Genomic DNA, 23,681 nt, shown 5'->3' with positions numbered 1-23,681 from the left:
TCTTGAATTGAAAGATTCATAAAAAATGTCATCCTTTCTAGCTAGCTTTTTAGAAAGAATAACGTTTTTTGACACTTGGGGGTAGTGCAAATTCTTAAGTTGATGGGCATGGGGTGAAAATGATGAATACATTAGAAATTAAAAATTTAACGAAAAAATTTGGTGATTTCATCGCAGTTGATAATATGTCTTTATCTATTAAAGAAGGAGAAATATTTGGCTTTTTAGGATCAAATGGTGCTGGTAAGAGTACAACGATAAATATGATTGCTGGTTTGTTAAGAAGTAATGAAGGTGAAATTAGCATACTAGGAAAAAATATAAAGAAACATAATCGATTTGCAAAGATGAATATCGGTATCGTTCCGCAAGATATTGCGATTTATGAAGAGTTAACTGCCTATGAAAATGTGAAATTCTTTGCTGGGTTGTACGGATTAAGAGGAGTTGAGCTAAAAGCGAGAGTGGAGGAAGCACTGCAATTTGTGGGGCTTAGCGATAAACATAAAAGTTATCCGAAAAACTTTTCTGGCGGGATGAAACGAAGATTGAATATTGCTTGTGCAATTGCACATAGACCGAAGTTAATTATTATGGATGAACCGACAGTTGGAATTGATCCGCAGTCAAGAAACTATATTCTTCAGTCTGTCCGGAAGTTAAATGAAATGGGAAGCACTATTATTTACACGAGCCACTACATGGAAGAAGTAGAAGAGATTTGTACGAAAATCGCAATTGTCGACCACGGTAAAGTGATTGCAGAAGGTACGAAAGAACAGTTAAAAGCGATTATTACAGATACGAAAGATATTTGGATTGAAGTGAAGTCAGTAGAAAATTTAGATGTAGAAAAGTTAAAAGAGATAAACGGTGTGAAAGCTGTTCAAATTGAAGAGAACGTAATCAAGGTAAACTCGGATGCAGGATTAAATAATTTAAATCAAATTATTCAGCATTTCATTAATCATGACATTGAAATTCGTTCATTAGAGGAGCAGGCTCCAAACTTAGAAACAGTATTTCTTACGTTAACCGGAAGAAACTTACGAGATAAATAAAAGGTAAATGAAGAAAAGGTAAAGGGAGGTTCATCAATTGAACATCTTCAATATTGCAATTATGCATATTAAAAGAGATTTCAGAGACGTAAGAACTTTAGTTTTTATGTTAGCATTTCCGATTGTACTTATGCTTGTGTTAGGAACAGCGTTAACCAACGCATTTAATAGTGATAGTCATTCGATTAAAGATATACAAGTGCTATATAAAGATGAAGCGAGTAGCACGTTTTCTCAATCATTTGCAGCATTTACGAAAGAAGTGGATAAATCAGGTATTCATTTTAAAAAAGCTTCCGGCAGTATAGATGGGAAAGAAGAAGTGAAGAAAAATAAATATGCTGCTTATGTAGAGTTAAATAAAGATGGTGCAAAATTTTACGGAAGTGACAAAAGTAGTATTGAGGGGAGTATTGTGGAAGGAATGCTTACAACATTTGTTGATAAGTACAATGTAGCGGTCGAAGTTGCAAAAGTAGATCCTACTAAGGTGAGCACAGTTATTTCAAACGGAAACCATAATGATTATATAAAAGAAACATCTTTACAAGCTGCGAAAAAACCAGGTTCTATGGATTACTACGCGGTTGTAATGACAACGATGATTGCACTGTATGCTGCGATGGGAGCGAGTTCTTTAATTCGAGGAGAACGAATACGTAAAACAGGAGATCGTCTCATTGCTGCACCTATAAGTAAAGCTGAAATATTCATTGGAAAAGTACTTGGTAGCCTAGTAGCAAATGCCCTCTGTATATTACTCGTCATGTTATTTAGTAAATTTGTTTTTCAAGCGAATTGGGGCGACCATCTTGGAATCATATTTCTTATTTTATTAACACAAGTCTTTCTAGCAATTAGCTTCGGTTTAGGAATCGGATATATCACGAAAACAGCTGAAGCGTCTAGGGCAATTATTATGGTTGTTGTGCAATTAGCTTCTATTTTTGGAGGTGCATATTTCGTAGTAGAAGAAAATTTCGTTACGAATTTATCGCCATTAACTTGGGCAAATACAGCTGTTATGAAAATTATTTATGCAAATGATGTAGGGGCAGCACTACCAGTCATTTCTTTAAACCTTGGAATTTCAGCACTCTTTTTATTAATTGCAATTATTGCATTACGTAGACGGGAGGGGCTATAGTATGAAGGATATTTTATGGCTCATACAAAAAACGTTATCTGTGCTTTTGAAAAATAAAAAAGGTTTACTCATTATAATTAGCTTGCCGATAATAGGGACGCTCATTTCCTTCTCGATATACGGAAATGCAGGGCAAGGAACGTTAAATATCGGGATTGTAAATAAAGAAAATGAGCCAATAGCAAATGATACGATAAAGTTTTTAGAAGGATTAAATCATGTGAATGTGAGTAAGGTTAAGGAGTCTGAAGTAGAAGATAAACTCACTTCCAAAAAACTTGATGGAGTTATTACATTAGATTCTGGTTTTTCAAAAAGTGTTCGAGAAGGGAAACCAGAGCATATTGAAATTTCATCGATTAAAGGTGATCAAGTAACAGGATTTATAAAAACATATTTATATAATTATATTGATAATATAGCAGCTATTAGTAAAATAGCAGGAACAGATCAAAGCACATTCGACAATATGTACGCAGGGTATCAAAAAAGTTCATTTAAAATGAAAACTGAGACGCTAGAAGATACTTCGAAAAATAAAGATATGACAAATCAAACGATGGGTTACCTTATTATGTTTATGCTGTTTTCAGCAGCGAACTTATCAGGTCATATTTTAAAAGAAAAAGAGAATAGAACGTACTTTAGACTATTATCAACGCCGATAGATGGGAAGAAGTTTATATTATCTAATGTCGGAGTAAATATGATAATACTAACAGTACAAATTTTGATTACAATCCTATTCCTAACGAATGTTTTTCATACGAATATCAATATGCCTTTCATAGTGATGATGGGCGTACTAATGCTATTTGCATTAATCGCAATTGGAATATCATTAGTCCTTGTAGCTTTTTCGAAAAACTCAGCATCGGCAAATGCGATGCAAAATATGATCATTGTACCAACATGCTTACTTGCTGGATGTTATTTCCCATATGACATTATGCCAAGTGCAGTACAAAAAGTAGCTAATTTTCTTCCGCAGCGCTGGTTGTTAGATACGATATCAAAACTACAGCAGGGAATACCATTCTCGGAGTTGTATTTAAACATTTTAATTTTATTCGCTTTCGCAATTGCATTCTTCTTAATTGCTATTTATAAGTTTGGAAGAAATAATGATGCGGGAAATTTTGTTTAATGTGAAAAGGTGTGGCTTAATGCCATACCTTTTTTGTTTGAAATTTAGAGTATCTTTTGTAGTATAGGAATGCTTTTGTAGAGCACTTCGTTATGTGAAGCATGCAAAACATATTTATTTCCCTCTAGAAGAAAAACGCTATGTAGAACAGCGTTACCGTCACCATGTTTTGTAAGTAAATCACCGACGACTTTGCCGTCTGTCCATTTCAGTTTGGAATGTGAAGGGACGACTTGTAAATATTGAGTTGTTTCCTCTCCATCTCCGGCAATGAGTGTCGTTTCAATATTTCTTTTTTGTATAATAAATCTATTTGTATTTAATATATCGAGGAAAGGGTTTTTCGTTTTCATCTTACTATAAGGAAGAAATGTAATAGAAGAGTCGGATTTTATAAATAAATAATTTCCGTAATCTTTACAAGGAATAACATCTTGTAATCCTGGAAAGTAAATGTGTATCGCCTCAACTTTATTCATTTTATGTAAGATGCTTAAGTAACAAATATATTGTTCCATATAAAAATGAACGATATTTATTTTAGAAGAGGCATGGATAGGGAGACTGCCTCCAGTCCAATAACTATAATTTGGTGGAGATCCAGCGTTTGGTGTGCAGAGTATTATAAGTTGATTCACATCATTTTTATATTCGTCACTTTGAACGTAAGAACGTCCAAGAAGGCCGCCCATACTATGACAAATTAAATTTAGTTTATCGCAACCTGTAATCTTTTTAGCATAAGCAATCGTTTGTAATAAATATTTTTGTGTAGAAAAAACAATACGCTGCCGCCAGTCATAAAAACAGATGAACAAGTTTTTATTTCGTTCGTAGCCCATACTTTCTAGCATCATGATGAATGGTTCGTAAACAAATGCAGAAAGTCCAAAACTCCAATTACCAGTGCCGGGAATAATAATATTGCTCATTGAACCGAAAAGACCTGGGATAAAAACAATAGGAGTTTTTCTTTTTCTCATATTCATATCTCCTTTAACTGTTTAGTATCAATAAAAATAAGAAATACATTTCGTATGAAAACATATTTAAATGAAACACTACGAAATAGTAAGGAATATGATTGGAAGGAAACCAAAATGATTAAAAAAATATTAAGAGTTACTTCTATTATTATTGCTATTTTCGTTTTTATTGTAATTTGTATGCATATCGATGTTACCTTAGGTAGGAAAATGGAAGCTGGAAAAAACATGCCGACAGAGTATGCGCCTCATTATAGTGACTTTCAATTATATGTAGAAGGGAAGTCTTTTTATAAACAATTATTTACTGATATAAGAGAAGCCAAAAGCTCCATCTACACTTATTTCTTCATTTTGTCGGATGATAAAAGTAGTCATACTTTTTTAAACTTATTAAAAGAGAAAGCAAAAGAAGGAGTAAACGTCTATTTATCAGTTGATCGCATTAATGATTTATCATTTGAAAGAAAGATGATAAATGAATTGCGGGAAAGTGGTGTGCATTTTACATATAGTAGAAAACCTGCATTGCCATTCGGATTTTATTCACTTCACCATCGTAATCATCGCCGTATTACGACGATTGATGGGGATATTGGCTATACAGGCGGATTTAATATAGGAGATGAGTACTTAGGGAAAGATAAGCGATTTGGATATTGGCGTGATTATCATGTACGGCTTAAAGGAGAAGGAGCAAAAGATTTAGAACAGCAATTCGCTTTAGATTGGAAACGAGATACGAAAGAAGAGATAAAGAGGAGTACGAATAAAGCTAGTAAAGGGAATACATTACATACTATGACTAGTTACAATGGGCATTACGTTGCTGAAAAATATATAGAGCTCATAAAACAAGCTCAGCACTCCATTGTAATTGCAACGCCGTATTTTATAGCAAAAAATAAAGAGTCCATGAATGCTTTAATCGCAGCACAAAAGCGTGGTGTTACAGTAAAAATACTTTGGTCATATAAACCAGATCTACCTCTTATAAAAGAAGCGGCGTATCCATACATACGTCAAGCTGTTAATAATGGGATTACTGTATATGGGTATAAAAAAGGAATGTTCCATGGCAAATTAATGCTTATTGATAATGAATTAACCGTTATTGGTACAACAAACTTTACTTCGCGTAGCTTCAATATAAATGATGAAATGAATTTTTATATTTATGGTGGTCCTATTGTAGGACAAGTTAATAAGGCGTTAACAGAGGATTTTCATGATTCGAAAGAAATGACGAAAGAGTTTTTTGAAAAGTTATCTTTTTGGGAGCGTTGTAAGGAGAAAGTGGCGGGATTGGTTGAGTTCTATTTGTGATGATGGATTAGAAAAGGGTGCCTACAAAAGGCACCCTTTTTGGTGGGAAATCATTATTTTTCATGCACCAGCATCGTAACATCATCATTAATCAACGTCCCCACATGTTCACCTAAACATATTTTTTTCATCACTCCAGGCTCATCAAAGTTAAAGACATGTGCTGGTAAATTGTAGTCCCGGGCAAGCAGTAATGCCGCTTGATCCATGACTTGTATATTTTGTCTAACGACATCATTATAGTTTAGTTTGCTGTACATTTTTGCTGATTTGTTATGCTTTGGATCACTTGTAAAAACACCATCGACACCTTGTTTTGCGACTAATATGGCATCACTATTCATTTCAATAGCCCTTTGTACACTTGGATAATCTGTTGTCACGAACGGTTGCCCGTTTCCGCCTCCAAAGATAACGATATAGCCGTTATCTAAATGGTGGACTGCACGTAAGCGAATGTATGGTTCAGCTACTGCATTAAATGGAATGGACGTCATAACGCGTACTTCTCTATTTGTTTTACTTGTTAAAACACCGCGAAGCATTAAGCTGTTAATGATCGTACCTAGTGTACCGATATTATCAGCTTCTACGCGATCAATTCCCCACTCTTCAGCTAGATGCCCCCTAAAAATATTACCGCCACCGATGACGATGGATACTTCGATACCTAAATCAACAATGGATAAAATTTCGTTTGCGATATGTTCTAATCGTTTGGAGTTAAAGCTATTTCCAGTTTGATCGGCAAGTGCACCGCCGCTTAATTTAATTAAGACACGTTTATATGGCCTCATAACAATTCCCCCTATATAGATCGCAATAAAAAAGGAACAAAGGCGAATGCCTTTGTTCCTTTTTAAGAAAATGAAAAAGAAAAGAAGAAGATAGGACGAATTGCTTTGTATAGTTTTTCATAACATCCACTCCTTTTCATTTTGATTTGTTTTAAGTATATATCTTTTTGATTATACGAAACAATCTGATTACTTATCAAGTTTATTTTATCGTTTTTTAACAAAATGGTGTCAATGAAAAAAAGAAGAAAAATATTTGAATTTTTTGTGACGAACTTGTAGGTTTTTGTATGATTTTGTAGGTTCGCTTATAAGATGTGTGAGTAGCTTTTATAAATTCAAATTGAAAGCGTTCGCATGAAGGGGATGAACATAAATGAAAAAATTCGGATTGGCAACACAAATTTTTGTCGCGCTTGTTTTAGGGATTGTAGTAGGGGCAGTCTTTTATGGCAATAAAACGGCGATTTCTTATATCACACCAATTGGGGATATATTTATTCACTTAATTAAGATGATTGTAGTACCAATTGTTATTTCAGCATTAATTGTTGCAGTAGCTGGTGTAGGAGATATGAAGAAGCTTGGGAAACTGGGTGGTAAGACAATTCTTTATTTCGAAATTATTACGACGATTGCTATTTTAATGGGATTACTTGCAGCGAATATATTCCAACCAGGTACTGGTGTTGATATGAGTAATTTACAGCAAAGTGATATTTCTTCTTATAAACAAACTGCAGATGCAACAGAGAAGAAAGGTTTTGCTGAGACAATTGTTCACATTGTACCGAAAAACGTATTTGAATCGATTGCACAAGGTGACCTATTACCGATTATATTCTTCTCAGTATTATTCGGCTTAGGAGTTGCGGCAATTGGGGAAAAAGGAAAGCCTGTCTTTAACTTTTTTGAAGGTGTACTCGAAGCCATGTTTTGGGTTACAAATCAAGTTATGAAATTTGCACCATTTGGTGTATTCGCATTAATTGCCGTTACGGTTGCAAAATTTGGTGTAGCAACACTACTTCCGCTAGGAAAACTAGTGCTAGCTGTATACGTAACTGTTATACTATTCGTTGTGATTGTATTAGGTATTAATGCACGAATGGTTGGAGTAAACATTTTTACATTAATAAAAATTTTAAAAGAAGAATTGATTCTTTCATTTACGACAGCAAGTTCAGAAGCTGTTTTACCTAATATAATGAGAAAAATGGAAGAGTTCGGTTGTCCAAAGGCAGTTGCCTCTTTCGTAATTCCGACAGGTTATACATTTAACTTGACTGGATCGGCTATTTATCAAGCGTTAGCGGCATTGTTTGTTGCACAAATGTACGGTGTGCACATGTCACTAACGGAGCAAATAACGTTATTATTCGTTCTCATGTTAACATCCAAAGGTATGGCGGGAGTTCCAGGTGCATCGTTCGTTGTTGTATTAGCAACGTTAGGTTCAATGGGGTTACCACTAGAAGGTATCGCATTAATTGCGGGAATTGACCGCATTTTAGATATGATTCGCTCATCTGTCAATGTATTAGGAAATGCATTAGCGGCCATTGTTATGTCGAAGTGGGAAGGCGAATTCGATAATGAGAAAGCAAAACAATATGTAGAAACAGTCAAAGAAACAAAAGCAGCATAAGAAACCGTTAAGGAGTGAATAATCATGGCAACATTAACTGAAGTTAAAAATGGTGTTCGAATTGAAAAAGATTTTTTAGGTGAAAAAGAAGTACCAAACTATGCATACTACGGCGTACAAACAATGCGTGCAGTTGAAAACTTCCCAATTACAGGATACAAAATCCATGAAGGTTTAATTAAAGCGTTCGCAGTTGTAAAAAAAGCTGCAGCGCTTGCGAATACAGATGTAGGAAGATTGGAATTAAACAAGGGCGGTGCGATCGCAGAAGCTGCTCAAGAAATTCTTGATGGAAAATGGCATGATCATTTCATCGTAGATCCAATCCAAGGCGGAGCGGGTACTTCAATGAACATGAATGCAAATGAAGTCATTGCCAATCGTGCTCTTGAATTATTAGGAATGGAAAAGGGAGACTATCATTATATTAGTCCAAATAGTCATGTAAATATGGCCCAATCAACAAATGATGCATTCCCAACGGCGATTCATATCGCAACGTTAAATGCATTAGAAGGCTTATTACAAACGATGGGTTATATGCATGATGTATTTGAATTAAAAGCCGAACAGTTCGATCATGTGATTAAAATGGGACGTACACATTTACAAGACGCTGTGCCAATTCGCCTTGGACAAGAATTTAAAGCGTACTCACGTGTACTTGAACGTGATATGAAACGCATTCAGCAATCACGTCAACACTTATATGAAGTGAACATGGGAGCAACTGCAGTTGGTACAGGCTTAAATGCAGATCCAGAATATATTGAAGCAGTTGTAAAACATTTAGCTGCAATTAGTGAATTACCGCTTGTTGGTGCAGAAGATTTAGTAGATGCGACGCAAAATACGGATGCTTATACTGAAGTATCTGCAGCGCTTAAAGTATGTATGATGAATATGTCTAAAATTGCGAATGACCTTCGCTTAATGGCATCAGGTCCGCGTGTTGGTTTAGCGGAAATTATGTTACCAGCTCGTCAACCAGGTTCATCTATTATGCCAGGGAAAGTAAACCCTGTTATGCCAGAAGTAATTAATCAAATTGCGTTCCAAGTAATTGGTAATGACCATACAATTTGCCTTGCTTCAGAAGCAGGACAATTAGAATTAAACGTTATGGAACCAGTACTTGTTTTCAACTTACTTCAATCGATTAGCATTATGAATAACGGTTTCCGTGCCTTTACAGATAATTGCTTAAAAGGAATTGAAGCGAATGAAGATCGCTTAAAAGAGTATGTTGAGAAAAGTGTAGGAATTATTACAGCCGTGAACCCTCATATCGGTTATGAAGCAGCAGCTCGCGTTGCGAAAGAAGCAATTGCAACAGGCCAATCCGTTCGAGAACTTTGTGTGAAAAATGGTGTATTGTCACAAGAAGACTTAGAGTTAATTCTAGATCCATTCGAAATGACACATCCAGGGATTGCAGGAGCAACTCTTTTAAAGAAAAATTAAAAGAAGAGGGGGGACAATCCCCTCTTTTTTGTTTACAATATAGAAATGCTATATATGAATAGAGGTAGGGATGTTATGAGCAAGTTTACAGTAGCTTCTAATGGTGCATTAGAAACAACATTAAGAGGAGCAGAAGTATTATCAACACCACTTTTAAATAAAGGGGTAGCTTTCACACAAAATGAAAGAGAAGAGTTAGGTTTAAAAGGGTTATTACCGCCAGCGGTTTTAACGTTAGAAGAACAGGCACGCCGAGCATACGAACAATTTAGTTCTCAGCCGGATGATTTATTAAAGAATGTATACTTAACTGCGTTACATGATCGAAATGAAGTATTATTTTATCGTATATTAACAGATCATTTACGTGAAATGTTACCGATTGTATATACACCAACTGTCGGTGTAGCAATTCAAAGATATAGTCATGAATATCGTAAACCACGTGGTGTTTATTTATCAATTAACGATCCATCAGGTATCGAAGAAGCATTCACGAATATCGGTGCAACAGCTGAGAACATTGATTTAGTCGTTGTAACAGATGGAGAAGGCATATTAGGAATTGGTGACTGGGGCGTTGGTGGTATTAACATCGCAATCGGAAAATTAGCTGTTTACACTGCTGCAGTTGGAATCGATCCTAGTCGTGTATTACCGGTAATTTTAGATGTAGGTACAAACCGTGAGGAGCTATTAAACAATCCATTTTATATTGGAAATCGTCACCCTCGTATAACAGGTGAAGCTTACGATGAATTTATTGATACGTTTGTACAAGCGGTAAACAAACAATTCCCGAAAGCACTTTTACATTGGGAAGACTTTAGCTCTCGTAACGCACGAAAAATTTTAGATAAATATCGTCATGATGTTTGTACGTTTAATGATGATATTCAAGGTACAGGTGCAGTTTCACTTGCGGCAGTATTATCGGCAGTGAAAGCTTCTGGTGTACCGCTAAGTGAACACCGCGTTGTTGTATTTGGTGCTGGTACGGCTGGAATCGGTATCGCAGATCAAGTTAGAGATGCGATGGTCCGCGTAGGCGTATCTGAAGAAGAATCATATAAGCGTTTCTGGTGTATTGATCGTAACGGGTTAGTTACAGATAATATGGAAGATCTTCTTGATTTCCAAATTCCGTACGCAAGAAAAGAAGCAGAAGTAAGTGAGTGGAAAGAAAATGATGTGATCGGACTTGCTGAAGTTGTGAAACATGTAAAACCGACAATTTTAATTGGTACATCTACTGTTGCAGGTGCATTTAAAGAAGAGATTATTAAAGAAATGGCTTCTCACGTAGAAAGACCAATTATTTTACCAATGTCGAATCCGACGCCACTTGCTGAAGCAAAACCAGCAGATTTAATCGAGTGGACAGAAGGAAGAGCGTTAGTTGCAACAGGAAGTCCATTTGAACCAGTTACATATAACGGTGTAACGTATGTGATTGGACAATCAAATAATGCACTTATTTTCCCAGGTCTTGGTCTTGGAACAATTGTAGTACGAGCAAGTGTCATGACGGATGGAATGTTCGCAGCAGCTGCTGAAGCAGTTGCAAGTATGGTAGATACAAGTCAGCCAGGAGCACCTATTTTACCAGAGGTCGAAGAATTACGTAATATCTCAGAAATGGTTGCAATTGAAGTAGCTAAAGTTGCAGTTGCAGAAGGTGTTGCAAGAGTGAACTTAAGTGATAACGATATCAAGATGGCAGTGAAAGAAGCAATGTGGAAGCCAGAGTATCGCCAAATAAAAGCGGTAGAAAAGGTTAGAATATAGAAAAAAAGCCCGTTTATAACAATAAGCGGGCTTTCGCTTTTACTACTGAAAAAAAGTATAGGAAGTGTCACCTTTGAATTGGAATCAATTATGGAAGAAAGATATGTCCCTTTTAATTATATTAATGGTCGTTGTTCCGATTGCTGGGGAGCTGAACTTTCATCCCTTTAATGATACGTTTCGAGTTAGCTTCGGTACACCGCTATTCTTCTTTTTATTATTATTTTTAAGAAGAGTACCAGCAGGAGTTGCAGGTATTCTTGTTGGTATATCTGTAGTCTTATTCCGAGTATGTCTTGACTGGATCATGCAAGGTTCATTTCATATGACAGAATCATTTTATTTGCGTTATCCTGTGTTCTTCTATTATTTTATTTATGGCAGTTTTTTTTCGCTTTGCAGGGTAAATAAGTTCCATCAGAAACCAATCATTATTGGATGCCTTGGAATTTCAATTGAAATTGTTGCAAGTATGTCAGAACTTGCGTTTTATCACATGTTAGTACTAGGTACAACAATAACGATTTCTGAAGTAAATAAACTCATCATTATTGCTATTTTTCGTAGTTTCTTTGCACTTGGTTTTTTAAATATGATGAATTTATATGAAACGAAATTAAAAGAATCGCAAGTTCGAAAAGAAAATGAAAATATGTTAATGCATCTTTCTAATTTATATGTGGAATCTGTTCATTTGAAAAAGACGTTACAAAATGCGGAGTTAATTACACAAGAAGCATATCAACTATATCGGAATTTACAAGTAAGCGCTGATTCAAGTAGTAAAACAGCATTGAAAATAGCGGGGGAAGTGCATGAAATAAAAAAGGATAATCAAAGGATATTTGCAGGATTATCTAAACTGTTATTAGATAAAAATGTGGCTGAATATGTAGAAGGACATGAGTTAGCAGAAATGATTGTTAGAATAAACGAGAAGTATGCTGAAATGCTAGAAAAGGATATACGTTTTTCTAAACATATAGAAGGTGAGCATGCTGCATACCACGTGTATACAGTTCTATCAATTTTTAATAACCTCACTGCAAATGCAGTTGAAGCAATTGAAGATAAAGGTGTCATTATTATTAAGCTATATAAAAGAGATCAACATATATTTTTTGAAGTAATTGACGATGGACCTGGTATTGCACAAAAATATAAGAAATTAGTATTTAAGCCAGGATTTACTTCCAAGTATGATCAAACGGGAACACCGTCAACTGGTATTGGGCTTTCTTACATAAATGAAATGGTAACAGAGCTAGGCGGAGAAGTGAGATTAGAAGGCCGAGAAAATAAAAGAGGATGTAAGTTTATCGTTTGTTTACCAGAGGGTAGTTTAAAGCGGGAAGGGGAATAGATTTGTTTTATTATATCGTAGACGATGATGAAGTTTTCCGTTCGATGCTTTCGCAAATTATTGAAGATGGAGATCTTGGAGAAGTAATTGGTGAGGCGGATGACGGAGCTTTTATTGAGGCGGATCAACTAAATTTTAAAAAAGTAGATATTTTATTTATTGATTTGTTGATGCCGATGAGGGACGGAATTGAAACAGTTCGTCACATTGCGTCAACTTTCACGGGGAAAATCATTATGATTTCTCAAGTGGAATCGAAGCAGCTTATAGGTGAGGCATATACACTTGGTGTAGAATATTATATTACAAAACCATTAAATAAAATCGAAGTTGTATCTGTTGTACGCAAAGTGATGGAGCGTATTAGATTGGAGCGTTCTATACACGATATTCAAAAATCATTGAATAACGTGTTTCAGTGGGAAAAACCGCAATTGCGTACTGAACCAGTGCAAGAAGGAAAAAAGATAGGGGATTTAGGGCGCTTTTTACTATCAGAACTCGGTATTGCGGGAGAGAATGGAAGTAAAGATTTACTTAGTATGCTGGAATATTTATATGGTCAAGAAAAGGCACAGACATTTGAGTTTGGCTTTCCTGCGTTAAAAGAAATTTTCCATCATATTACGATAAGAAAATTAGGGGATTTAGCTTTAGAGGCGGATATTGATAAAGAGAAAAAAGCGTCTGAACAAAGAGTACGTCGAGCTATTTATCAGTCGTTAAATCATTTGGCTTCTTTAGGATTAACAGACTTTTCAAATCCAAAATTTGAAAGCTATGCTCCAAAATTTTTCGATTTTACCGTAGTTAGAAAACGGATGACAGAAATGACGAAAGATGAACTCGCATCTTCTGGTCATACGCGAATTAATACGAAAAAGTTTATTCAAGTGTTGTATTTTGAGGCGAAGAGGTTGATGGAGATAGAGTGAAGAAGATGCTTATAAATAAGCATCTTCTTTTGTTAAATCAACATTTTATATTTTCTCGTGGAGCATGTAAAATGTTAAGTAAGAGAAAATGGTTTTATATTAAGGAAGTGTCAAAGCAATGAGTTTCACATTGAATAAATCGATTATTAAAGAAGTGTGCGGAGAGACCTCATATAAAAGAGGTGAAGCCTATTATAAATCAAATAAAGTGATAATAGATCAGTACGATGAAAATAAAGAAATTTGTGAGGCGACAGTAAAAGGGAACGAGGATTTCCATGTTACAGTAGCAAAAGCCAAAAAGGGTGATGTTGTTGCAAAATGTAGTTGTCCTTCATTAGCGTCTTTTCAAACGTACTGTCAACATGTTGCAGCAGTATTAATACAAATAAACTATAATCAACAAACAGGTGGAATGAGCTCCACTAGTAGCAGAAATGATCAATTGACAAGTGGTATGTTTCAGCTGTTTGCAGACAAACCACTGAGGCCAAAAAGTAAACAACACCGTTTTGATACACGTGAAATATTAGATATTGAGTTTATATGTACACCAGTAGCTACGAGAAGTGGTGGGGCTCTTCTTGGAATTCAATTGAAACTTGCCAAAGTATATTTCATAAATCATATTAGAGAATTTCTTTCTAAGGTGGAGAAAAGGGAATCTTTTCATTGTTCAAATGAATTTACATATACACCAGATGTACATAGTTTTAAACAAGAAACGGATGCAATTATTCAGCAGCTCATTAAAATGTATCATAACGAAAAAATGTATGAAGATACGCTAGAAGTACATACGAAACAAGATGAAAGTATGATATTTATACCACCAGCTTCATGGAAAGATATGCTCTTTTCACTTTCTAAAGTTGAATATGTACAGCTGAAACAAAATGAACAACTGTTTCAGGGATTACAAGTTTCAAAAGGGTTGTTGCCGTTACACTTTGAATTTACGAAGGGAAATAATGGCGGATTTACACTTCATATAGATGGTTTAAATCGTGTACAAGTTATGGATATGTATAACAATGCACTTTATGATGGGAAATTATATCACTTACACATTGAAGATTGTATGCGACTTATTGAATTACAAAAGATGATGAGTCGCTCAAACAGTAATCAGTTTTATATTCCAGAAAGTAAGATGGAACATTTCATCCCGAAAGTTGTACCAGGATTAATGAAGCTCGGAACTGTACACATTGATGAAGTAATATCGGATCGTGTTGAAACACCTTCGCTAAAAGCGAAATTGTATTTAGATCGCGTGAAAAATCGCTTATTAGCAGGTCTTGAATTTCACTATGGGAACGTCATGATTAATCCGCTAGAAGAGGATGGACAGCCGTCTGTTTTTAATCGTGATGAGAAAAAGGAAAAAGAGATTTTAGACATTATGAGTGAAAGTGCTTTTGCAAAAACAGAAGGCGGTTACTTTATGCATAATGAAGAAGCTGAGTATAATTTTTTATATCACGTCGTGCCAACATTAAAAGGTTTAGTTGATATTTATGCGACGACAGCAATTAAATTGCGAATTAGTAAAGGGGATGCAGTTCCTCTTATTAGAGTGAGAAGAAAAGAACGAATTGATTGGTTGTCATTTCGTTTTGATATAAAAGGAATACCAGAAGCAGAAATTAAAGGTGTATTAGCGGCCCTTGAAGAGAAACGTAAATATTATCGATTGGCGAATGGTTCGTTTTTATCACTAGAGAGTAAAGAGTTTAATGAAATTAATCAGTTTATAAAAGAATCAGGTATTCGGAAAGAATTTTTACATGGAGAAGAGGTAAATGTTCCACTTATTCGGAGTGTAAAATGGATGAACGGACTTCATGAAGGCAATGTTTTAAGTTTAGATGATTCTGTTCAAGAGTTAGTAGAAAACATTCAAAACCCGAAAAAATTAAAGTTTGCTGTGCCAAATACTTTAAATGCAGAAATGAGAAAGTATCAAGTATATGGGTTCGAATGGATGAAAACACTTGCTCATTACCGTTTTGGGGGTATTTTAGCAGATGATATGGGACTTGGAAAAACGTTGCAAAGCATTGCTTTTATAGATTCTGTTTTGCCTGAGATTCGAGAAAAGAAACTACCTATATTAGTCGTTTCACCATCATCTCTTGTTTATAATTGGTTTAGTGAATTGAAAAAATTCGCCCCGCATATTAGAGCAGTTATTGCAGATGGAAACCAAGCAGAGCGCCGGAAAATTTTGAAAGATATAACGGAATTTGATGTCGTAATTACGTCATATCCATTACTGAGAAGAGATATAAGATTGTATGCAAGACCATTTCATACACTATTCCTTGATGAAGCGCAGGCGTTTAAAAACCCTACAACGCAAACGGCAAGAGCTGTGAAAACAATTCAAGCTGAATACCGTTTTGGGCTAACGGGTACACCTGTAGAAAATTCATTAGAAGAGCTATGGTCTATCTTCCATGTCGTCTTCCCAGAATTATTACCAGGAAGAAAAGAGTTCGGTGATTTAAGGCGTGAAGATATAGCGAAGCGAGTGAAACCATTCGTATTAAGACGATTAAAAGGGGACGTATTAAATGAGTTGCCAGAGAAAATAGAGCACTTACAATCATCGGAGTTATTACCCGATCAAAAGAGTCTCTATGCTGCTTATTTAGCGAAGCTAAGGGAAGAAACGTTAAAGCATTTAGACAAAGATACGTTACGTAAAAATAAAATTAGAATTTTAGCTGGTTTAACGAGATTGCGACAAATTTGTTGTCATCCCGCTTTATTTGTTGATGATTACAAAGGAAGTTCAGCTAAATTTGAACAACTGTTAGAGATTTTAGAGGAATGTAGAAGTACAGGAAAGAGAATATTAATTTTTTCTCAATTTACGAAGATGCTTTCCATTATTGGTCGTGAGTTAAATCGACAAGCAATTCCATACTTTTATTTAGACGGGAGTACACCAGCGCAGGAACGTGTAGAGCTGTGCGATCGGTTTAACGAAGGAGAAGGAGATCTATTTCTCATTTCCTTAAAAGCTGGTGGTACCGGACTTAATTTAACTGGTGCAGATACAGTAATATTATACGATTTATGGTGGAATCCAGCTGTTGAACAACAAGCGGCCGATAGAGCGTATCGAATGGGACAAAAAAATACAGTGCAAGTTATAAAGCTAGTAGCCCACGGAACAATTGAGGAGAAAATGTATGAACTGCAAGAAAGTAAGAAAAATTTAATTGCTGAAGTGATTGAGCCGGGAGAAGAAAAATTAGCATCCATCACGGAGGAAGAAATACGAGATATTTTAATGATTTAATATGAAAAAGCTATGCTTTCACATGTGAAAGCATAGCTTTTTGTTGTAATAATTATATTTTGTTTTGTGCAAAGTAAAGAAATCAAATGTTATTTAAATTACTTCTTTGTACCTTTACTTTTGTATGGCTTTGCAGCTGCCTTTTTCTTTGCACTTGATTGCCAACGGTTCCATCCTTTACTTCCTGTACCTTGTCCTACACCTTTTTTCGGTTTTGCCTTCGTTTTACTCATATGATCACTCCGTTATTTAAAAATCTTATTTGATAATAGTCAATGATTTAGAAAATACTCTTTATAAATGACTATGATTGCTTTAAGTAAAAATAAACTGCTTGAATGCTATAGTATATCATGAAATTGCAAGTAAACTGAAAGGAATTATAAAGAAAATGAAAATAATAAGAAATACTGCGGATTCTATATTCCGAACGATCACATTAATTATTGTGTATACGTTAGTTTCGGTCAGTGAAACATTTTTTGGATTGACGAGGCAGAAAAAGTAAAGATGTTAAATTAACAACAATCAATAAAGCCGTAAAATAAAGAATTGAAAAATATTTTAAAACTTTTTGTTGACTTTCTTTATTTTTTGTATAGAATAATCATTAATAAAATGTTTCAGAGATGTGACAACAAAACGACTATGAAAGGACGAGTAGTAGTAGGACGTAGTTTAAGCGAGTCAGGGGTGGTGTGAGCCTGATACGAAGCCTATTATGAAGAACCTCCTGGAGTTGCTAACCGAAATCCTTTATAGGAAAGTAGACTTAGCCGGGAACTTCGCCGTTACAAGAAGAACAGTATCGAGATATTTCATCTCCGTATTGTATAAGTGAGCAACCTCTGTTGCTAATTTGGGTGGTACCGCGGAACCAAAGCCTTTCGTCCCAGTTTTTTGGGAAAGAAGGGCTTTTTTTGTTGGCTTCTTTTCACAACATCCAAACATTTTAGGAGGAAACCACCATGTATCAATCATTAATGACAGTAAGAGAGACTCAAATTGCAATTAAGGAAGTTAAAACATTTTTCGAGGACCAATTAGCAAAACGCCTTGAACTATTCCGCGTATCTGCACCATTATTCGTAACGAAAAAATCAGGATTAAACGATCACCTAAACGGTGTAGAACGTCCAATTGAATTTGATATGTTACATTCAGGAGAAGAATTAGAAATTGTTCATTCACTAGCGAAATGGAAACGATTTGCATTACATGAATACGGATATGAAGCTGGTGAAGGTTTATATACAAACATGAACGCGATTCGTCGTGATGAAGAACTTGATGCAACGCATTCCATTTATGTTGACCAATGGGATTGGGAAAAAATCGTTCAAAAAGAATGGCGTACTGTTGAATATTTACAAAAAACAGTACAAACAATTTATGGAATATTCAAAGATTTAGAAGATCACTTATTTGAAAAATATCCGTTCCTTGGAAAGTATTTACCGGAAGAAATTGTTTTCGTTACTTCTCAAGAATTAGAAGATAAATATCCAGAATTAACACCGAAAGATCGTGAACATGCAATTGCGAAAGAACATGGTGCAGTCTTCATTATCGGAATTGGTGATGCACTTCGTTCAGGTGAAAAGCACGACGGACGCGCAGCTGATTATGACGATTGGAAATTAAACGGTGACATTTTATTCTGGCACCCAGTACTACAATCTTCATTTGAATTATCATCAATGGGAATTCGTGTTGATAGTAAATCACTTGATGAGCAGTTAACGAAAACTGGTGAAGACTTCAAACGTGAGTATGATTTCCATAAAGGTATACTAGAAGACGTACTACCATTAACAATCGGCGGTGGTATTGGACAATCAAGAATGTGCATGTACTTCTTACGTAAAGCACATATCGGTGAAGTTCAATCTTCTGTATGGCCTGACGATTTACGTGCAGCTTGTAAAAAAGAAAACATTCATCTGTTTTAATAGAAGTGAGGGAATAGCTTAAATATAGAGCTATTCCCTCTTTTTTATAAAACATTACTTATTTATTACCGAGTTCTTCCGCTAAACCGATTAAAATTCCTTCGACTCCACGAATGTAGCAGAGACGATACGAGTTCTCATACTGAACTACTTCACCAACGAGCTCTGCACCATGCTTAGTGAGTCTCGATACCATTTCGTCAATGTCTTCAACGGTGAACATGACGCGTAGATAACCGAGGGCGTTTACAGGAGCATTTCGGTGATCTGATATAGTAGGTGGGGTGAGAAATCGCGAAAGTTCAATTCGGCTGTGGCCATCTGGAGTGACCATCATAGCGATCTCTACGCACTGAGAACCGAGTCCAGTTACGCGACCAGCCCATTCACCTTCGACATTGGCTCGACCTTCGAGATTCAAGCCAATCTCCTCAAAGAAAGAGATTGCGTTATCAAGGGATTCTACAACGATGCTGACATTGTCCATTCGTAGTAATTTGTTTTTTGCCATAGTCTTATCTCCTTATGTATAAAAGTCTATTATTTAATTATCCTCATAATTATACTACTAAGTAGTTACAAATTCCTTTCAGTCAAAAACACCTTGTCACAGTATAGGAAAATGTGACAAGGTGTTTTTTAATATGTCATATAGCACCGTGTTAACGAACAGCTTTTTATTTAATAGGAAGGTAATACATTAATATGATTTTTTTAGCATTACTAAATATATCAGATTAGCTCATTTGCACTAAAGGCTCAATTTTCGCCATAAATGATTGATGCAGCGCCTCAACGCCTGTTACTAAATGAAGGCGGTCAATAACGACAGACACTTTAATTTCTGATGTACTTACCATTTTAATATGAATATCTTCTTCTTTTAAAGTAGTGAACATATTTGCAGCGACACCTGGGTTAGATACCATGCCAGATCCTACGATTGATACTTTTGCTAAGTGATTTTCATGTTCTACAGATTCATAGTGAAGAGTTTCTTGATTTTGTTCCAAAACTTCTAAAGTTTCTCTTAAATCATTCGAATGAATGGAGAAGGAGAGGTGTACAGTTCCTTCATTTGTAATACTTTGAATGATGATATCTACATTAATGTGTGCTGCTGCTAATGTAGAGAAAACTGTTGAAAGCGAGCCTTGTTCTAATCCTTTAATTGTGACACGTGTAATGTTATCCTCAAATGCAATACCTTTAACGATTGATTGTTGTTCCATGTTACATTCTCCTTTTACAATTGTTCCGTTTTCTTGTTCCATACTTGAGCGAACTTCTAAAACTACATTATGATTTTTAGCAAACTCAACAGCGCGCGGGTGTAATACGCCAGCACCGAGATTAGCAAGCTCTAACATTTCGTCATAAGAAATTTCGTCTAATTTGTAAGCATCTTTTACAACTCGTGGGTCCGTCGTATATACACCTGTCACATCCGTATAAATATCACATTTTTTTGCTTTAAGTGCAGCAGCTAATGCGACAGCAGTCGTATCAGAGCCACCACGGCCAAGCGTTGTAATTTCATTTTCTACACTTATACCTTGGAAACCAGCTACGATAACAATCGTACCTTCAGCAAGATAAGATTGAATACGATCTGTATGAATGTCAGTAATCCGTGCACTACTATGTACAGATTCTGTCGTAATACCTGCTTGCCACCCTGTTAATGAAATTGCATGATAGCCTTTTGCTTGCAGTGCCATTGTTAATAATGAAATAGTTACTTGTTCTCCTGTAGATAGAAGCATATCCATTTCACGTTTACTTGGATTTTTTGTGATAGCGTTAGCGAGTGCGACAAGTTCATCTGTGCTTTTTCCCATTGCTGAAACGACAGAGACAATGCTATGACCTCGTTCATATTCTTCAATAATTAAATTTGCTACATGTTGAATGCGTTCGACGCTTCCGACAGAAGTGCCACCAAATTTTTGAACAATTGTTTCCATTACAAATTCCTTCTTTCGTCTATTTTTAAGAATAGATTAGGAAATATATAAATCCCCAATACTCCTGTAGTTACCAGAAAGACAAACAAAAAACACCATCTCAAATAAGTGAGGATGGTGCTGTTACAGGAAAAGGGAAACAGAAAACGGAGCTAATAAAAAAACCGCCAAAAAAGGAATATCATAAAAAAATGATATCTCTTTTTGTAGATAGCTCTTCATACGTACACGTCTGTACATATGACAGTTCTGTTTCTATTCGAAAACAGCCCCAATTGATAAATGCAGAGAAATTTATCAATTTCGGCAATACTTCCTTTCATCTAAGTTCATAGACATCTCTGTGTCTCCATTAGAATACTCATAAGTATCGCAACCTCTATCTCACGTTTTAGGCGAGAGTGTTTGATTTATGAAGTTGTTGGTAACATTTGTTTTATAATAATTTAAATTTTTCGTGGAATCAAGTGTTTTATATATATTTTAAAAATTCTTTCTTTTTTCTGAGGAAGTTTGTGAAAAATGTAGCAAAATAAATTCATTGCATGTACATTAAAGTTATAGTGCATAGGAGGTGGGGAGAATGAAAAGGAAACAGCCTATTTATGTTGCGACAAAAATGAACACGACGATGGAAAAATTATGGGAATATACGCAAGAACCAGATATACATACAGAGTGGGATGCTCGCTTTACTGAAATTTCGTATTTAGAGAAAAAAGAAGGAGAACCACAGAAGTTTTTGTATAAAACAAAGATTGGATTTGGGCTTGAAATAGTTGGAGAAGGGGAATCAATAGGTGAAATAAGAAAAGATATTTTAATGCAGTTATGCAGTTTGATGAAAACGAAAATGAAATTGTAGATTATTTTGGCGAACCACATTTACTCGTTTCTACACTGCATTTTCATATCGATGAGTTAGGGGCAATGCATATTTCTTCAAAGAAACAATGGTTTTATATGTTTGGAAGAAAAATGCCGTTACCAAAATTTTTGTATGGTGAGGCAAAAATTGTTGAAAGTTATGATGAAACACTTCAGTGTTTTCGAATTCATGTACAAGTACGAAACCCGTTAATTGGTTCACTTTTTTCATATAAGGGAACATTTGTGGAAAGGGAATAAACGATATGAAAAATATAATATTTGGGCTTGCTTGCTATGTTGTTTTTCTAATATGTGAGTGGTCGAATATAAATCCTGTTGAAGCAATTATATTATTATCTGTTTTATTATTTATACCAATGTCATTTTGTATTATTGATAAAAGAAAAAGAGATGGATCGCAATTATTATTTTATAAATCCGTATCATTTTTATATCCAATCGCAGCAATTTGTGCAATGCTAGCTTTCGTCACAAATCAATATGTATTTGCGCTAGTTTGGTTTGTATATACAGGAATTGTTGCGTTATTTGGTGTAAGTAGATTGCTAGAAAGAGGATGGAAGCCGTTAGAAGAGATCGCCATAGATAGTGCGTTTATTTATTTGTTTTTAGGTGGTTGTTGGTTTTCTGCTTCAGTAGCAAAACTTTCAATTATGCATTTTAGCTCTGACATTGTTTTACTCACAGCTGCACATTTTCATTATTCGGCGTTTCTATTGCCATTATCAGCTGGTTTAATAGGGAGAAAAAGAGAAAAGAGAAGTAAAGTGTATGATGCTATTATGTTTATCATCATGATTTCACCTATGACAGTTGCAATAGGAATTACATACTCAAGAATATTTGAATTTTTTGCAGTGTTCCTATATTTATGTGCAATTTATGGGTATGGATTTTACGTTTGGAGAGCAAAATTTAATGCTATCAGTGCAAAGATTCTTCTAATCGTTTCGTCTAGTACACTCATGGTTACAATTATGTTCTCACTTATATATTCATACGGGAATTTGAAGCATGTCTTGACGATTACAATTGCTCAAATGGTTTGGATTCATGGTGTTGTCAACGGAATTGGAGTAGCGTTACCGGCATTTATCGGCTGGGTGATTGAAAAGAGTGTTCCGAATTATAAATACTATGGGAAACCAATGAGTAAGTTAAGAGGAAATGTGGCAATTGGTGAGGCTTATTTATATAGCAGCAATTTAGTAGACAGTAAGGAATACAACGGTTTAGTTGATAAAGTAAATGACTTTCATAGTGAGGCATTTGATGTGACGAAGGTTCCTTTAAGTATTATTCATTTTTATGAAAATACAGTAGAGTATGAATTGCAATCGAATATTAAATGGGCTCGTTGGTTCCGTCCGTTCGCACTTTGCTATGAGAAAATGAGTAAGCGTGTAGAACAAATACATTTAGGAATGGGCGGCAATTGGGAAACGATGCATGGCTCTATCATTAGTGTAATAGATGAGAAAGATGGAAGAGAGAATGTAAGGGCTTGGCTAAGAAAAAATGAAGCAGGTAAATCTATTTTTGTAGCTCTTTATTCAAAGCATACAAATAAGAATGAGACATATATGAATATCGCCTTACCTTTACCTTATTCGAATATGACTGGTATTTTGAAACTATATAATGATAGTCATGATTTAATTATTACTAGTAAGTTAAGAGAAAATGGTCAGGGAGATGAGGGGATTTATTTACATACTCGGTTCTTGACAATCCGTTTACCGTTAGCAGAGACTTTTATTATAAAAGAGCGCACGGATCACATACTAGAAGCTAATCATAGAATGTGGATATTTGGAGTTAAGTTTTTAGAAATTGATTATAAGATTAAGAAAGTACAGGAGAAGTAAGAAAAGCTTGGAGAAATTCCAAGCTTTT

At 35.2% G+C, this 23,681-nt stretch carries 17 protein-coding genes, 2 pseudogenes, 1 riboswitch and 1 other annotated feature; of the genes and pseudogenes, 14 read left to right on the top strand and 5 right to left on the bottom strand.

All coding sequences use genetic code 11. The features are described from left to right. The first annotated feature begins 122 nt into the window (after nt 1-122). Genes ACS2CR_RS25585 through ACS2CR_RS25575 form a run of 3 tightly spaced genes read left to right on the top strand, consistent with a single transcriptional unit; the run spans nt 123 to nt 3,355 of the window. Entirely contained in the window at nt 123-1,061 is a 939-nt protein-coding gene (locus ACS2CR_RS25585) for an ABC transporter ATP-binding protein (RefSeq protein WP_001093830.1), read from the top strand. 37 nt (nt 1,062-1,098) lie between these two features. Continuing rightward, nucleotides 1,099-2,208 carry an ABC transporter permease gene (locus tag ACS2CR_RS25580; protein ID WP_001020152.1) on the top strand — a complete coding sequence of 370 codons (1,110 nt, stop codon included), beginning with the start codon at nt 1,099-1,101 and terminating at the stop codon, nt 2,206-2,208. A 1-nt stretch (nt 2,209) separates the two neighbouring features. Beyond that, nucleotides 2,210-3,355, top strand: a complete 1,146-nt coding sequence (locus ACS2CR_RS25575) for an ABC transporter permease (RefSeq protein WP_153602735.1) — start codon at nt 2,210-2,212, stop codon at nt 3,353-3,355. A 44-nt stretch (nt 3,356-3,399) separates the two neighbouring features. Here the strand turns inward: ACS2CR_RS25575 and ACS2CR_RS25570 are convergent, their stop codons facing one another. Beyond that, entirely contained in the window at nt 3,400-4,338 is a 939-nt protein-coding gene (locus ACS2CR_RS25570) for an esterase/lipase family protein (protein ID WP_053514155.1), read from the bottom strand. Nucleotides 4,339-4,455: 117 nt separating this feature from the next. On the opposite strand from ACS2CR_RS25570, the gene cls reads away from it, so the two are divergent. Further along, nucleotides 4,456-5,667 carry a cardiolipin synthase gene (gene cls, locus ACS2CR_RS25565; RefSeq protein ID WP_053514234.1) on the top strand — a complete coding sequence of 404 codons (1,212 nt, stop codon included), beginning with the start codon at nt 4,456-4,458 and terminating at the stop codon, nt 5,665-5,667. Between the two features lie 53 nt (nt 5,668-5,720). Here cls and pyrH read toward each other — a convergent pair whose 3' ends face one another. Continuing rightward, complete coding sequence (gene pyrH, locus ACS2CR_RS25560; protein WP_001248059.1) at nt 5,721-6,464, bottom strand: UMP kinase; 744 nt, start codon at nt 6,462-6,464, stop codon at nt 5,721-5,723. A gap of 376 nt (nt 6,465-6,840) precedes the next feature. On the opposite strand from pyrH, the gene ACS2CR_RS25555 reads away from it, so the two are divergent. The 6 genes from ACS2CR_RS25555 (at nt 6,841) to ACS2CR_RS25530 (ending at nt 16,975) form a co-directional block, all read left to right on the top strand. Further along, a complete protein-coding gene (locus ACS2CR_RS25555; protein ID WP_000713291.1) occupies nt 6,841-8,112 on the top strand; it encodes a cation:dicarboxylate symporter family transporter in 1,272 nt (423 codons plus the stop codon). 24 nt (nt 8,113-8,136) lie between these two features. Then, nucleotides 8,137-9,576: an aspartate ammonia-lyase gene (gene aspA / locus ACS2CR_RS25550; RefSeq protein ID WP_000224190.1), complete on the top strand. Its 1,440-nt coding sequence runs from the start codon at nt 8,137-8,139 to the stop codon at nt 9,574-9,576. A gap of 75 nt (nt 9,577-9,651) precedes the next feature. After that, a complete protein-coding gene (malS, locus tag ACS2CR_RS25545) occupies nt 9,652-11,364 on the top strand; it encodes an oxaloacetate-decarboxylating malate dehydrogenase (protein WP_016109742.1) in 1,713 nt (570 codons plus the stop codon). A gap of 64 nt (nt 11,365-11,428) precedes the next feature. After that, complete coding sequence (locus ACS2CR_RS25540) at nt 11,429-12,727, top strand: sensor histidine kinase (protein ID WP_074642354.1); 1,299 nt, start codon at nt 11,429-11,431, stop codon at nt 12,725-12,727. A 2-nt stretch (nt 12,728-12,729) separates the two neighbouring features. Continuing rightward, a complete protein-coding gene (locus ACS2CR_RS25535; RefSeq protein ID WP_000500302.1) occupies nt 12,730-13,662 on the top strand; it encodes a response regulator in 933 nt (310 codons plus the stop codon). A 118-nt stretch (nt 13,663-13,780) separates the two neighbouring features. Continuing rightward, nucleotides 13,781-16,975: a DEAD/DEAH box helicase gene (locus tag ACS2CR_RS25530; protein ID WP_053514153.1), complete on the top strand. Its 3,195-nt coding sequence runs from the start codon at nt 13,781-13,783 to the stop codon at nt 16,973-16,975. A gap of 98 nt (nt 16,976-17,073) precedes the next feature. Here the strand turns inward: ACS2CR_RS25530 and ACS2CR_RS25525 are convergent, their stop codons facing one another. After that, nucleotides 17,074-17,208, bottom strand: a complete 135-nt coding sequence (locus ACS2CR_RS25525) for a DUF3934 domain-containing protein (protein ID WP_000047588.1) — start codon at nt 17,206-17,208, stop codon at nt 17,074-17,076. A 406-nt stretch (nt 17,209-17,614) separates the two neighbouring features. Beyond that, nucleotides 17,615-17,873 (top strand) — a binding site (T-box leader). Between the two features lie 70 nt (nt 17,874-17,943). Here ACS2CR_RS25525 and asnA point away from each other — a divergent pair. Beyond that, nucleotides 17,944-18,927: an aspartate--ammonia ligase gene (asnA, locus tag ACS2CR_RS25520; RefSeq protein ID WP_000284916.1), complete on the top strand. Its 984-nt coding sequence runs from the start codon at nt 17,944-17,946 to the stop codon at nt 18,925-18,927. A 58-nt stretch (nt 18,928-18,985) separates the two neighbouring features. On the opposite strand, the gene ACS2CR_RS25515 is transcribed toward asnA, so the two are convergent. Both ACS2CR_RS25515 and ACS2CR_RS25510 read right to left on the bottom strand, forming a co-directional pair. Beyond that, the gene (locus ACS2CR_RS25515; protein WP_001107260.1) at nt 18,986-19,438 is read right to left on the bottom strand and encodes a VOC family protein; all 453 of its coding nucleotides are present in this window, start codon (nt 19,436-19,438) and stop codon (nt 18,986-18,988) included. Nucleotides 19,439-19,664: 226 nt separating this feature from the next. Then, the gene (locus ACS2CR_RS25510; protein ID WP_153602734.1) at nt 19,665-20,894 is read right to left on the bottom strand and encodes an aspartate kinase; all 1,230 of its coding nucleotides are present in this window, start codon (nt 20,892-20,894) and stop codon (nt 19,665-19,667) included. A gap of 203 nt (nt 20,895-21,097) precedes the next feature. After that, nucleotides 21,098-21,284: riboswitch (Lysine riboswitch) on the bottom strand. Between the two features lie 193 nt (nt 21,285-21,477). Between ACS2CR_RS25510 and ACS2CR_RS25505 the strand changes: the two are divergent. The 3 genes and pseudogenes from ACS2CR_RS25505 to ACS2CR_RS25495 form a co-directional block, all read left to right on the top strand. After that, nucleotides 21,478-21,735 (top strand): annotated as a pseudogene (locus tag ACS2CR_RS25505) (hypothetical protein); the annotation flags it as partial. Beyond that, nucleotides 21,699-22,022: pseudogene (locus ACS2CR_RS25500) on the top strand (DUF4166 domain-containing protein); the annotation flags it as partial. The pseudogenes ACS2CR_RS25505 and ACS2CR_RS25500, both read left to right, overlap by 37 nt. 5 nt (nt 22,023-22,027) lie before the next feature. Next, nucleotides 22,028-23,653 (top strand): YndJ family protein, encoded by a 1,626-nt coding sequence (locus ACS2CR_RS25495; protein ID WP_053514151.1) that lies wholly within the window; start codon nt 22,028-22,030, stop codon nt 23,651-23,653. Nucleotides 23,654-23,681 lie beyond the last annotated feature (28 nt).

The sequence above is a fragment of the Bacillus cereus group sp. BceL291 genome (assembly GCF_051776705.1).
Lineage (GTDB): Bacteria > Bacillota > Bacilli > Bacillales > Bacillaceae_G > Bacillus_A > Bacillus_A cereus.
This window is presented reverse-complemented; position numbering and strand designations above follow the sequence as displayed.

Bases quoted from the DNA above. Each gene is read 5' to 3' on its own strand.
- ACS2CR_RS25585 (WP_001093830.1), top strand. From the start codon at position 123: ATGAATACATTAGAAATTAAAAATTTAACGAAAAAATTTGGTGATTTC.
- ACS2CR_RS25575 (WP_153602735.1), top strand. From the start codon at position 2,210: ATGAAGGATATTTTATGGCTCATACAAAAAACGTTATCTGTGCTTTTG.
- ACS2CR_RS25570 (WP_053514155.1), bottom strand. From the start codon at position 4,338: ATGAGAAAAAGAAAAACTCCTATTGTTTTTATCCCAGGTCTTTTCGGT.
- cls (WP_053514234.1), top strand. From the start codon at position 4,456: ATGATTAAAAAAATATTAAGAGTTACTTCTATTATTATTGCTATTTTC.
- pyrH (WP_001248059.1), bottom strand. From the start codon at position 6,464: ATGAGGCCATATAAACGTGTCTTAATTAAATTAAGCGGCGGTGCACTT.
- ACS2CR_RS25555 (WP_000713291.1), top strand. From the start codon at position 6,841: ATGAAAAAATTCGGATTGGCAACACAAATTTTTGTCGCGCTTGTTTTA.
- aspA (WP_000224190.1), top strand. From the start codon at position 8,137: ATGGCAACATTAACTGAAGTTAAAAATGGTGTTCGAATTGAAAAAGAT.
- malS (WP_016109742.1), top strand. From the start codon at position 9,652: ATGAGCAAGTTTACAGTAGCTTCTAATGGTGCATTAGAAACAACATTA.
- ACS2CR_RS25530 (WP_053514153.1), top strand. From the start codon at position 13,781: ATGAGTTTCACATTGAATAAATCGATTATTAAAGAAGTGTGCGGAGAG.
- ACS2CR_RS25525 (WP_000047588.1), bottom strand. From the start codon at position 17,208: ATGAGTAAAACGAAGGCAAAACCGAAAAAAGGTGTAGGACAAGGTACA.
- asnA (WP_000284916.1), top strand. From the start codon at position 17,944: ATGTATCAATCATTAATGACAGTAAGAGAGACTCAAATTGCAATTAAG.
- ACS2CR_RS25515 (WP_001107260.1), bottom strand. From the start codon at position 19,438: ATGGCAAAAAACAAATTACTACGAATGGACAATGTCAGCATCGTTGTA.
- ACS2CR_RS25510 (WP_153602734.1), bottom strand. From the start codon at position 20,894: ATGGAAACAATTGTTCAAAAATTTGGTGGCACTTCTGTCGGAAGCGTC.
- ACS2CR_RS25495 (WP_053514151.1), top strand. From the start codon at position 22,028: ATGAAAAATATAATATTTGGGCTTGCTTGCTATGTTGTTTTTCTAATA.